Here is a 13328-nt window from a genome sequence, read left to right as displayed (position 1 = left end):
AGCCTGTAAGTCAACTCCGTGGCAATAATATGTAATAACCTAATTATTAATAGAAGAAATTCAACTTTTTAAACTTGAAAATTTTGCATCGACAGGCTGAACGGACTAAAATGACAGATAGAATAAAAATTTAAATGATATTGAAACGAAACGCTAGTGTAATACGTTATAATAAAGTAATGCATGTTTCATCTATAGAAATAATTAATGAAAGTGTGATGGGGGATTTTGTATAATGGCAACCGGCATAGGGAAAAAAATAAAGTACTACCGTATTAAAGCAAAAATGACACAGGAAGAATTAGCTAATGGCATTGTTTCTGTTTCTTATTTATCAAAAATTGAGCATAATACAGCCGCGCCAAATATAGAGGCAATAAAACTGATATGTGATAAATTACAAATCAAACCAGTATGTACAGATGATGAACAAATACTAATTGTTTGTAATAGATGGTTTACAGAATTATTATATGGAAACCTTGCGACTGCTCATAAAACCTATCAGCAAATAAGTGAAGAATTTGAAAAGGTAATTGACTCTGATTTGTATTGCTTAGTCGAGTTACACACGCTACAGTTTTACCTTTTAACTAACCAAATTGAAAATGCAAAAATACAGTATGAAAAATTAGCGAGGTATGAGCACTCACTTAGTGAATTAGAATTTTATTATTGGAATAAATTTTCTGGCTGTTTCCACATAGAAAATTCCGCTTACAGTTTAGGTTTAGAAAAATTCCAAAATGCTGAAAAATTAATTAAGTCAGAAATACATAATTATCAATATGAATTACATGATTTGTATTATAGAATAGCAAAAGTAACAACGGATTTGTATTTCACTTACCATGCTATGACATATGCTAATAAAGCATTAAAATATTATCGGAATAACTATTTACTAAAAAATTGTGCTAAGTGCCATATATTAACCGGGATAGGTTATCAACGAATGAGAGAGATAGAAAAATCAAAGAAAAGTTTTCAATTGGCGATCACAATAGCAGATGAACAAGATGAACAGGGTTTGCTAGCGGAATGTCAGCATTATTTAGGCGTATTGTACAAGAGAAAACTACAGCCAGTACAAGCATTGCATTGTTTTAATCAAAGTTATCAGCTTGTAAAAAATACATTAAGTCAAGAAGAATTAGTAGCCACTATCAATTTAATGAAAGAATATGTTGATCAAAATGATCTTGATCAAGCGATCATTTGGTATGAGAGAGCGGTTAATATGGCTAAGAAAATGAAGACAAACAAGTCTGTTCTAGTTTATGAAATTAAAGTTTATAAGTATTTAATTTATGGTTTTACACCGTCATTTGAAACGTTAATGCAAAAAGAAGTATTACCCTTCTTGAAGGAGCGGGAGTTATATATAGAATATGGTTTATACCTCAAAAAAATGGGTGAATATTACTACAAAGAGCGCAAATATAAAGTAGCAGCTGATTATTTTGAAGAAGCTTTTCAATCTGTTGATCAAATTAGAAGAAAAGACAGTAATTCTCTTTTACTACAGTAAAAGGGGATTTTTTTTGACCTTTAGTAAATCTATAAACGCTTTCATTGCAAATAAAATAGTGATAAGATATATCTTATTTCCTCTTCGTTCTTTTCTTCCACGCTTGAATCTGCTCATGAACTACTATAAATAATGGAGGATTAGCCGGATGACTTTTAAAAAAATAGGTAGTAATTTTTATTATGGCTGGATGATCGTTTTTATCGCAGGTTTAGGAATCTTTTTTTCTGGACCTGGTCAAACTTATTCCAATTCAGCTTTTATAGATCAATATATTAATGATTTTGGCTGGAGTAGATCCCAAGTATCGGGTGTGTATTCTGCTGCAACCTTATGTGCAGGTCTAATTATGATGTTTGTCGGTCGATTTATTGATCGATTTGGCCAACGCATTATGATGGTAACGGTTGGAACGCTTTTTGCGTTAGCTTGTTTTTTTAACAGCATGGTTTCAAGTATTTGGATGCTTGCGATTGGCTTTTTTCTGATTCGTCTTCTAGGGCAGGGAAGTATGTCACTCATACCGAATACGCTTGTTGCACAATGGTTTATAAAAAAACGAGGCTTTGCTTTTAGTATTATGACATTGGGTGGTTTTGCAAGTGCAACGCTTTTTCCAATTATCAACACATGGTTAATTCAAACATTTGACTGGCAGTTTGCTTGGCGCTTTTGGGGAGTTGCATTACTAGTTATTTTCGTACCAATCGCTTTGTTTGGAGTGCGTAATAAACCAGAAGATATAGGACTTGTTCCAGATGGGTTAGCATCCAAGAAGAAACAGCCTATATTAGGTGCAATAATTCCTACTATTGCTGAAGAGGATTGGACACTAAAAGAAGCTCGTAAAACGAGGACATTTTGGCTTATTTTAGTCTGTGTAGGTATTCCAGCGATGATTAATACAGGAATCACCTTTCATCTTTTCTCGATTTTTGCTACGAACGATTTGTCACCAGAAATTGCTGCAACTGTACTTAGTTTAATGGCCATCGTAGGTATTCCTATGTCACTTGTATCTGGTTTTATTACAGAAAGAATACAGACGAATTATTTATTAGTATGTATATTTATTATAGAAATTTTATTATTGTTATTATTATTAGTAATGACAAATGTAGCCGTGGCAATACTTTTTGGGGCGTTATGGGGTATTGCGAATGGTTTTGAACGAATCGGTTTAAATGTTATTTGGCCAAATTATTTTGGTCGCAAATATATTGGAAGTATTAATGGCATAGGTGTAACAATGGGGGTATTGGGATCAGCATTTGGTCCACTTCCATTTGGTACTGGGTATGATATCTTTCACAGCTATACGCCTGTATTATTTATGGCAATACTTTTTCCGGTAATTGGTTTTTTCTGTGCTCTAAACGCAAAAAAACCATCTAAACAAGAGCAGGCATCTTAATGTATCAATTATAAAAAAGAAATAAGGGGGAGAAAAAGTAGTAATGAAATTAGTAAAACAGTTTTATTATGGCTGGATGATCGTTTTTATCGCAGGGTTAGGAATCTTTTTTTCCGGACCTGGTCAAACGTATTCCAACTCAGCTTTTATAGATCAATATATCAATGATTTTGGCTGGAGTAGATCCCAAGTATCGGGTGTATATTCTGCTGCAACCTTATGTGCAGGTCTAATTATGATGTTTGTCGGTCGATTTATTGATCGATTTGGCCAACGCATTATGATGGTAACGGTTGGAACACTTTTTGCGTTAGCATGCTTCTTTAATAGTATAATTTCGAGTATTTGGATGCTTGCGATTGGCTTTTTTCTGATTCGCCTTCTAGGACAGGGGAGTATGACCTTAATACCAAATACACTTGTCGCACAGTGGTTCATTAAAAAGCGGGGATTTGCTTTTAGTATCATGACGCTTGGTAGTTTTATAAGTGCTGCATTATTTCCTATTATAAATACATGGTTAATACAAACGTGGGATTGGCAATTTGCTTGGCGTTTTTGGGGTGTTGCACTATTAGTAATCTTTCTACCATTCGCATTATTTGGTGTTCGCAACAAACCAGAGGATATTGGTTTAGTTCCAGATGGTAAGATTGATGCTAAGAAAAAGGAACCCATTTTGGGAGCTGCAGCAGCAGATCCTGCACAAGAAGATTGGACATTGCAGGAAGCAGCCAAAACAAAAACATTTTGGTTACTAATCACTTGTATTGGAATTCCTGCAATGGTTAATACAGGGATAACATTTCATATCTTCTCTATATTTGATAGCCAAGGCTTATCACTTGAGGTGGCAGCTACTGTACTTAGTTTAATGGCGGTTGTAGGTATTCCAATGTCATTGGTAACTGGTTATTTGACTGATAGACTTCCGACCAATTATTTGCTTATAGCAATATTTTTAATTGAGATCATTTTATTGCTATTGTTATTAGTTACTACAAATGTGGTGATTGCAATCTTATTTGGTGTAATGTGGGGAATAGCAAATGGTCTTGAACGAATTAGTTTGAAAATTATTTGGCCTAATTACTTTGGTCGTAAATACATAGGAAGTATTAATGGCGTAGGAACAACAATGATTGTACTAGGATCTGCTTTTGGTCCGTTACCATTTGGTTATGGATTTGATTTATTTCAAAGCTACACTCCGATTCTGTTAGTGACACTTATATTCCCTGCTTTAGGTGTTGTCTTTGCATTTTTGGCAAAAAAACCATCTAAATCTGAATTAAAGCAGTCTTATTAATTCTTAAGAAGACTTTACGTTTAACTGTATGATTATTCTTTTTTTGTAGAGGATAAGATTGTAAAAATACAAACGTGAAATTTGGAGGGTTGTAAGATGTCAAAAGATTTTTATACAGCTATAAAAGACAGACGTTCATTTTATCAAATCAGTAATGAATCTGTAGTATCTGAAGATCGAATAGAAGAAGTGGTAAACTATGCTGTGAAGTATTCTCCATATGCATTTAATTCGCAAAGTGGTCGTGTTGTCGTCTTATTTGGTGACCATCATCAAGCGCTATGGGATATGACAAAAGAAACATTGCGTAAAATAGTGCCAGCCGATAATTTTTCTTCAACAGAAGACAAAATCGCAAGCTTCGCAAGTGGTTATGGAACGGTTCTTTTCTTTGAAGATCAAAGCGTTGTAGAAGGTTTACAAAAAGACATGGAATTATATGCAGATAAATTCCCAGTTTGGTCTGACCAAGCATCTGGTATTTTGCAGTTTGTTGTGTGGACTTCATTAGAAATAGAGGGATTAGGGGCATCGTTACAACATTATAATCCACTAATTGATGATGAGGTAAAAGAAAAATGGAAGATACCAACCAACTGGGAACTAAAAGCGCAAATGCCCTTTGGTAAACCCGTTGCGGATGCTGGCGAAAAAGACTTTCAACCTTTAGAAGAACGGGTTAAATTCTTTAAATAAGTAAAAAAGCGAAATTCTCTATAAGAGAAGATTCGCTTTTTTGCTTTTTCTAAGACTAAGTTATGCGCTAATCCGGCGGAAGAGAGCGTTAATTCAGCGGACGAAGCGCTAATTCATTCGACGGAAGAGAGCATTAATTCGGCGGACGGAGCAACTAATCCGACGGAAGAGAGCATTAATTCGGCGGACAAAATTATCTTCTGTCGCCACCAAAAATATCAAACAATCCGCTGGCAATGCTTCCTTCTCCCTTAGATCCTCCATTTTCAGGGGCTGCAGAGAAGACACGACTTGCTAATCTACTGAATGGCAGGGATTGAATCCAGATAGTACCTGGGCCACGTAAAGTAGCAAAAAAGAGTCCTTCTCCACCAAAGAGGGCTGTTTTAATACCGCCAACAAAAGCGATGTTATAATCCACCTCACCTGTCATTGCTACAAGGCAACCTGTATCTACGCGAAGGGTTTCTCCAGGTTTAAGTTCACGCTTATACATTGTTCCACCAGCATGAACAAATGCCATGCCATCACCTTCGAGCTTTTGCATAATAAAGCCCTCTCCACCAAAAAAGCCAGTGCCTAGTTTACGTTGGAACTCTATCCCAACGGAGACCCCTTTAGCTGCTGCTAAGAACGCATCCTTTTGACAGATTAACTTACCATTCATCTCACTTAAATCCATTGGTATGATCTTTCCTGGATAAGGAGCTGCAAATGATACCCGTCTTTTTTCAGCACCCTCATTTGTGAAAGCAGTCATAAACAAACTTTCTCCACTGATCACACGTTTCCCTGCACCAAGTAATTTACCAACCAATCCGCTGGGACCATCAGAAGAACCATCACCAAAAATAGTCTCCATCTCAATTTTTTCTTCCATCATCATTAAACTGCCAGCTTCAGCAATTACTGATTCGTTTGGATCAAGTTCAACCTCAACAAATTGCATATCATCGCCATAAAGCTTGTAATCAATTTCATGGTTATTCATTTTCATCGTCCCCTTTCAAGTTATATCTATCATACGATTTAAACTAGTGAAAAGTATCATTTTTACAAAAAAATATAATAAGTAAAGGAATGACCTATTAAGATAGTTAATTCCTTTTTTGTCTATTGCTTGTTATGATAAAGTATAAGTAGTAACTAGGAAGGGTTGAAATGAATGAGTAAAACAGTTGTATTAGCAGAAAAACCTTCAGTTGGTCGTGACATTGCACGTGTATTAAATTGTACCAAAAAAGCAAATGGCTATTTTGAAGGTTCGAAATATATTGTAACTTGGGCTCTAGGTCATTTAGTAACCTTGGCAGACCCTGAAACATATGATGAGAAATTTAAAACGTGGAAGTTAGAAGATTTACCAATGCTGCCCGCTGATTTAAAGTTAGTAGTTATGAAGAAAACCGGTAAGCAGTTCCAAACAGTGAAAGCACAAATGCAACGAAAAGATGTGTCAGATATTGTGATCGCAACGGATGCAGGACGTGAAGGTGAACTTGTAGCTGGTTGGATTATAGAGAAAGCACGTGTTAACAAACCAGTAAAACGCCTGTGGATTTCTTCTGTCACAGATAAAGCAATTCGAGATGGCTTTACTAACTTAAAGCCTGGCAAGAATTATCAGAACCTATTTCAGTCAGCTGTTGCACGTTCGGAAGCGGATTGGTATGTCGGTTTAAATGCAACCCGAGCTCTAACAACAAAATTTAATGCGCAATTATCAAGTGGACGTGTCCAAACGCCAACGCTAGCGATGATTGCTAAACGTGAAGAAGAGATTAAAAAGTTTCAACCGAAAGATTTCTACGGACTTGAGGCTAAAACGAAGCAAGGCTTTACATTAACATGGCGTAATGAAAAAAATGATACACGCATTTTTGATAAAGAAAAGGCAGAAAAACTAGCGACAAACCTAAAAGCCAAGCAAGCAACAATTACAGAAATAGATAAAAAAGAGAAAAAAAGCTTTGCGCCACCTTTATATGATTTGGGAAGCTTACAGCAGGAAGCAAATAAGGCATTTGGTTTTTCTGGTAAACAGACATTATCAATCATGCAAAAACTCTATGAGCAGCATAAAGTATTGACATACCCACGAACAGATTCACGCTTTATATCAGCAGATATTGTACCTACGTTAAAAGACCGTGTCGATGCTTGTGGCGTAGATCAGTATGCGAAAGTAGCAGCAACTATTTTAAAGCAGGGTATCAATCCGAATAAATCTTTTGTTGATGATAAAAAAGTTTCTGATCACCATGCGATTATTCCAACTGAACAAGGGGTAATATTGGCAGATTTAGATGATAAAGAGCGAAAAATTTATGATCTTGTAGTGAAACGTTTCTTAGCTGTGTTATCAAAACCATATGTATATGAACAGACAACCGTTGAGGTTACATTTGGGGGAGAACGCTTTTCCGCTAAAGGAAAGAAAGTAAAAGATAATGGTTGGAAAGAAATTTATCAAAATCGTTTCCATGATGACCGTGAAACAGCGGATGAACAGACGCTACCTAATCTTACAAAAGGTGATGTCTTACAGGATGTTACCGTTCGTATGACAAACGGAAAAACACAACCTCCAGCACGTTTTACTGAAGGTACTTTATTAGAGGCAATGGAGAATCCAGTAAAGTATATGGATCAACAAAATAAACAATTGGTACAAACGATGCATCAAACAGGTGGACTAGGAACAGTAGCAACGCGAGCAGACATCATTGAAAAGCTTTTCCATACAAATTATATTGAAAGTAAGGGAAAGTCCTTATTTACAACGTCAAAAGGACGTCAATTACTTGATATTGTACCAGCAGATTTACAATCTCCAATCTTAACGGCTGAATGGGAGCAGAAGTTAACTAAGATTGCTAATGGGGATTTGAAAAAAGAAGCGTTCATTAAAGAAATGAAAACCTATGCGACAATAGTTGTACGAGAAATTAAAAATAGTAAAGAAAATTACAAGCATGATAATATTACTGGAACCAAATGTCCGACTTGCGGTAAGTTAATGTTAGAGATAAATGGCAAGAATGGCAGAATGCTTGTTTGTCAGGATCGATCTTGTGGTGAGAAAAAGAATATTGCCCGGAAAACTAACGCACGTTGTCCAAACTGTCATAAGAAATTGGAAATGCGTGGTGAAGGTGAAAGACAAACATTTACATGTAGCTGTGGTCATCGTGAAAAGCTATCTGCATTTCAAAAGCGTAAAGAACAAAACAGCCAGAAGAAAGCATCTAAACAAGATGTAAAAAAATACGTAAAACAAGAAAAAGAGGAATTCACAAACCCAGCGCTAGCAGAAGCGTTAGCGAAATGGAAAAAATAATTTCTTGTGTCGGTTTGAAAGAGTCAAGTAAGACATTCCAATTTAAGGAGTGTTACTTGACTCTTTTTATTTTAAATATGAATTGACAACCTTTACCTCTATAATATATAATCTTAATCGTAATGATTACGATTTAATTAATGAGGGGGATTTATTTTGAATAAACATACTTATGTTATTTATTTAATATTAATATCGCTAATTATTTTTTTGACAGCCTGTTCAACTTCGTCTTCAGAGGAAACGGATGACGAAACAAAGGAAATTCACTTTTTATATAATTTCTCAACAAGCTCATTAGATCCACATGTGGATTCAAGTTATGTACCTTTGCGAGCTGGTTTAACGGAAACCTTAATGCGATTAGATGAAGAGAATTTGTCGGTAGAGCCATGGTTGGCAGAGGATTGGAATAGTGAAGATGGACAAAATTGGACAATAGAGTTAAGAGACAACATTACATTTCATAATGGGAATGTAATGGACGCAGAAGCTGTAAAAGCTTCGTTAGAACGTATGTTGAAGGAAAGTGTTGCAATGCAAAATGCCTTACATATTGAATCGATAGAAGCAGATGGGTTAACTTTGAAAGTTAAAACAGATCAGCCTTTCCCAGAATTTATATCTGAACTAGTGAATCCAAATACATCGATCATAGACGTAACGGAAACAGATTTTGTTACTAAACCTGTTGGAACTGGTCCATTTAAATTAACTTCATTTACACCAGGAAGTGGTTTGGAATTAGAGAGATTTGATGGATATTGGGACGGACCATCGAATTTAGATAAAGTGAAATTCTCGTTTAATGAAGATGCCAATGCACGGTCGCTTGCTTTAGAAGCAGGAGAAGCTGATATTGTATTTCGTCCTGAGGTTGAGAGTGTAGAATCTTTACAGGAGCTTGAAGGTATTGTTGTGGAAGCGACAGATACGTTTCGTGTACATCAGATGACGATGAATATGGAAAAAGAAAGTTTACAAGACGTAAATGTAAGAAAAGCTGTGGATGCATTAATTAATCGAGAAGAAATTGTCGATTCAATATTACTTGGTTATGGAAAGGTGGCAGTAGGACCTTTTCTTCCCTCACTCGCATTTGCACCGGAATATGAAGAAAGGCTAAGTGGTTCAGAAGTGGCCACGGAGTATCTTGAAAAGGCAGGATATGTTTTAGAAGATGGTCTGATGCAAAAAGATGGAAAACAACTAAGTTTTACTTTATTAACATATAGTGCACGGGCTGATTTACCATTAATTGCACAAGTGTTTCAATCAGATGCGCGTCAAATTGGTATAGAAATTGATATACAGCAAATTGATAATCCTGAAGAATATATGGCGACCAACCGTGATTGGGATCTAGCGACATATAGTAATTTAACTGCACCGCGTGGAGATGCTGGTTATTATTTGAATGCTACCTATCATCCAACTGGAGCATTAAACTTTAGTGGAACAGAAGAACCCGAATTAACAGCTATCATAGATGAATTGAATCGAACGGTTGATACGGACGTTAGAGCAGAATTAGCTGAACGTGCAGCGATGTATGTTGACGAGGAAATGATTAATGCTTTTATTTTGCATCCAGCAACACTTGTCGCATATAACGGAGATAAAGTAGAAAACTGGGTTACTACTAGAAGTGAATATTATATGATTACAAACAAATTGGATGTGAAGTAATGTTTCGAATTATAAGTAGACGATTAATAGAGGTTCTTATTTTTGTCCTTATTATTACCTTTATTAGTTTCCTATTTATTCGATTAGCACCAGGAGACCCAATAATGACAATATTAAATGCGGATGAGCTAGCTGTTACACAGAATCAAATAGAATCATTGCGAGAAGAGATGGGTTTTAATGAACCTCTTCTCATTCAATACGTGACCTGGTTATGGAGATTTATTCAATTTGATCTTGGTGATTCTTTTGTTACTGGTCAACCTGTGATGGAACTTATTCTAGGGGCAGTTCCTGCAACGTTAGAATTAACGATAGGATCTACCATTGTTATGCTTTTGATAGCTATTCCGTTAGGATCACTAGCTGCAATATATCGAAACAGTTGGATTGATCAGTTTAGTAGAGCTCTATCTGTGGTCGGGGCTGCAATCCCGAGTTTTTGGTTAGGTCTTCTTTTAATTGATCTATTAGCTGTTGAAATGGGCTTTTTTCCTACAATGGGTCGTGATGGATTTTTATCCTTACTTCTACCATCTATAACTTTAGGGCTGGCAATCTCAAGTGTGTATGTACGTTTACTACGCTCCAGTTTACTGGAGTCATTAAACCAAGATTTTATTAAGGCTGCACGAGCAAGAGGATTATCTTCATTTCGAATTTTCTTTTTTCATGCTTTTCGTTCCGCGCTTCCTCCTGTAATAACTGTTTTTGGCGTAAGTATTGGTAGCTTAATAGGCGGGGTTGTTGTGGTTGAAGTGCTCTTTGCATATCCTGGAATTGGTAAGTTAGTAGTTGATTCAATAAAACAGCGAGATTACCCAATTATTCAAGGTTATATATTGATTATGGCGATCATTGTCTTCTCAGTTAACACATTAGTGGATTTATCGTATTATCTGTTAAATCCAGAAGCTAGACTAAGAGAAAAGGAGACAAATTGATGGCATTTTTAACTGATCATACACCTGTGAAGAAGAAAAATACTAGTAAAATATATGCTGTTATATTCGCTGTTCTGCTATTAGTAGTAGTTCTTTATACGTTCCTATATCTTCAATATGATCCTAATCTTACAGATGTTTCAAATAGATTACTAGGTACGAGCCTAGAACACCCACTAGGGACAGATCATTTAGGACGAGATGTACTTACTAGAATAATACTTGGTGGTAAGTTTACGGTTGGTTACAGTGTTTTGGCGCTTATTGTAGCGCTTATAATTGGTGTTCCATTTGGTGTTTTTGCAGGTTTTAAGGGAGGATTAATTGATCGTATTTTTATGCGTGTTGCAGATGGATTCCTAGCATTTCCTGACACTGTAGTTGCGATTGTTTTGAGTGGATTACTTGGAGCAGGAATAGGGAACTTATTGTTTGCGATTGTATTGGTTAAATGGGTTAATTATGCACGATTAGTTCGAAGTACAGTAATGACGGAACGTAAAAGAGAGTATGTAGATATAGCTAGAATAAATGGAATGAAGCCTTGGCAAATAATGATTAAACATATTTTACCGCACGTAATTGGAAACGTCTTAGTGCTAGCAAGTCTTGATTTAGGGAAAATAATTTTATTAATATCATCTTTATCTTACATAGGACTTGGTGCACAACCGCCATCACCAGAATGGGGAGCGATGTTAAACGATTCTAGACCATATTTTCAATCAAGACCAGAGTTAATGATTTATCCTGGTCTAGCAATCGTTAGTGTAGTTTTAGTATCAAATCTTTGTGGGGATTATCTAAGAGATCGTTTTGATGTGAAAAAGGAGGCTTAGTAGATGTCTTTATTAGCTATTGAACAATTATCTGTTTATAAAAACAATGAAACGATTATTGATAATATTTCTTTTGAAATTAAAAAAGGAGAGTGGTTTGCCCTTGTGGGACAGAGCGGAAGTGGGAAAAGTGTTACAGCTTCTGCGATTGGTCGACTAGCTGCACCTAACTTCAAGTTAAGTGGAAAGATACTTTTTGAAAATCATGATATTTTGACAATGTCTAAAAAAGGAATGCAAAAAATTAGGGGAAAGGAAATCTCCTATATTTTTCAGGATTATCAGGGATCATTTACCCCCTTTATAACGATAGGTAAACATTTCGAAGAATCTTTTAAGAGACATACTAACTTTTCAAAGAAGAAGAGAAGAGACGAAACAATAAAAGCACTTCATTCTGTTGAACTAGATGAAGCGCTCTATGTACGTTACCCTTTTCAACTTAGTGGGGGACAGTTACAACGGGTTTCGATTGCATTAGCACTTCTTCTAAAACCCAAACTTCTAATAGCAGATGAAGCCACAACAGCATTGGATAGTGTTACATGCTATAAAATTTTAGGATTACTAACCAAATTACAGAAAGAAACAAAATGCACCATTTTATTTATAACGCATGATTGGCGTCACGTAAGAAATTATGCTGATCATATCGCTGTGATGAAAGACGGGGAAATTACAGAAATCGGTAAAAAACAAAAGATTATTTCTAACCCACAGCATAGTTATACAAAAAAACTAATTGCTGCGGCGCCTAAGTTGAATAATCATAGTTTTGAAGAGGTGAAGTAAGTAATGGCATTACTACAAGCGCAATCTATTTTTAAGTCATATGGTAAAGATAATGTTATTCTAAACGATGTAAATGTAGAAATTGAAAAGGGGAAGTGCTTTGGTTTAGTTGGGGAGAGTGGATCAGGTAAAAGTACATTAGCCAGATGTTTATTAGGGATTGAACGAATTGATAGTGGAAGTATTGTTCTTAATGGGGTAGAATTACAAGGCTTAGACGAACGGAAGTTTAGGAAACAGCGCATTCATATGCAAGCCGTTTTTCAGAATCCTACAGCTTCACTTAATCCTAAGTTAAAAATAAAGGAATCAATGATTGATCCATATACGCAATTCTCAGAGCAACTTAATTTAACTTATTTTAAATATGTAAATAAAGAACAATATATAAAACAATTGCTTGAAGCGGTTGAATTATCTGCTAGCTTAGCTAACCGTTATCCACATGAACTTAGTGGCGGTCAAAAGCAAAGAGTAACAATAGCACGTGCTTTGAGTATAGAACCGGATCTTCTAATCCTCGATGAACCAACTGCAAGTCTTGATGTGATTTCGCAAGGAGCTATATTAAAGTTACTTACTAGTTTACGTAAACAAATAGGAATGGCCTATTTGTTTATCTCTCATGACTTAGCTGCTGTATCTGAAATGAGTCAAGATATAATGGTAATGAAAGAAGGTTCTGTTGTTGATAGTTTTTTGGAAAAGGATTTATTCTCAAAAACTAGAAATAGCTATACGAAGGAATTAATAGAATTATTTGTATGATCTAGT

At 35.7% G+C, this 13328-nt stretch carries 11 protein-coding genes; 10 read left to right on the top strand and 1 reads right to left on the bottom strand.

The annotated features are described in order from the left end of the window. The first annotated feature begins 235 nt into the window (after positions 1–235). The 4 genes from DM447_RS16515 (at position 236) to DM447_RS16500 (ending at position 4950) form a co-directional block, all read left to right on the top strand. Complete coding sequence (locus DM447_RS16515; RefSeq protein WP_112182284.1) at positions 236–1531, top strand: helix-turn-helix domain-containing protein; 1296 nt, start codon at positions 236–238, stop codon at positions 1529–1531. Positions 1532–1679: 148 nt separating this feature from the next. Next, complete coding sequence (locus tag DM447_RS16510; protein WP_112182283.1) at positions 1680–2945, top strand: MFS transporter; 1266 nt, start codon at positions 1680–1682, stop codon at positions 2943–2945. A 43-nt stretch (positions 2946–2988) separates the two neighbouring features. Further along, positions 2989–4254, top strand: coding sequence for an MFS transporter (locus tag DM447_RS16505; RefSeq protein WP_112182282.1), 1266 nt, complete (start codon positions 2989–2991; stop codon positions 4252–4254). 96 nt (positions 4255–4350) lie between these two features. Continuing rightward, positions 4351–4950, top strand: a complete 600-nt coding sequence (locus DM447_RS16500; protein WP_112182281.1) for a nitroreductase family protein — start codon at positions 4351–4353, stop codon at positions 4948–4950. Positions 4951–5143: 193 nt separating this feature from the next. Here the strand turns inward: DM447_RS16500 and DM447_RS16495 are convergent, their stop codons facing one another. Further along, a complete protein-coding gene (locus tag DM447_RS16495) occupies positions 5144–5941 on the bottom strand; it encodes a TIGR00266 family protein (protein WP_112182280.1) in 798 nt (265 codons plus the stop codon). A gap of 174 nt (positions 5942–6115) precedes the next feature. Between DM447_RS16495 and DM447_RS16490 the strand changes: the two genes are divergently transcribed. The 6 genes from DM447_RS16490 to DM447_RS16465 all read left to right on the top strand — a co-directional run bounded on the left by DM447_RS16490 (position 6116) and on the right by DM447_RS16465 (position 13322). Beyond that, positions 6116–8290: a DNA topoisomerase III gene (locus tag DM447_RS16490; protein WP_112182279.1), complete on the top strand. Its 2175-nt coding sequence runs from the start codon at positions 6116–6118 to the stop codon at positions 8288–8290. Positions 8291–8446: 156 nt separating this feature from the next. Then, entirely contained in the window at positions 8447–9979 is a 1533-nt protein-coding gene (nikA, locus tag DM447_RS16485; protein WP_112182278.1) for a nickel ABC transporter substrate-binding protein, read from the top strand. Continuing rightward, entirely contained in the window at positions 9979–10923 is a 945-nt protein-coding gene (nikB, locus tag DM447_RS16480) for a nickel ABC transporter permease (protein ID WP_112182277.1), read from the top strand. Before nikA ends, nikB begins: the two co-directional genes overlap by 1 nt. Further along, positions 10923–11762 (top strand): nickel transporter permease, encoded by an 840-nt coding sequence (gene nikC / locus DM447_RS16475; protein ID WP_112182276.1) that lies wholly within the window; start codon positions 10923–10925, stop codon positions 11760–11762. The genes nikB and nikC overlap by 1 nt, the downstream gene beginning before the upstream one ends. 3 nt (positions 11763–11765) lie before the next feature. Further along, the gene (locus DM447_RS16470) at positions 11766–12554 is read left to right on the top strand and encodes an ATP-binding cassette domain-containing protein (protein ID WP_112182275.1); all 789 of its coding nucleotides are present in this window, start codon (positions 11766–11768) and stop codon (positions 12552–12554) included. Between the two features lie 3 nt (positions 12555–12557). After that, positions 12558–13322, top strand: coding sequence for an ABC transporter ATP-binding protein (locus DM447_RS16465; protein WP_112182274.1), 765 nt, complete (start codon positions 12558–12560; stop codon positions 13320–13322). Positions 13323–13328: the final 6 nt, after the last annotated feature.

The sequence above is a fragment of the Paraliobacillus zengyii genome (genome assembly GCF_003268595.1).
Taxonomy (GTDB): domain Bacteria; phylum Bacillota; class Bacilli; order Bacillales; family Amphibacillaceae; genus Paraliobacillus_A; species Paraliobacillus_A zengyii.
This window is presented reverse-complemented; position numbering and strand designations above follow the sequence as displayed.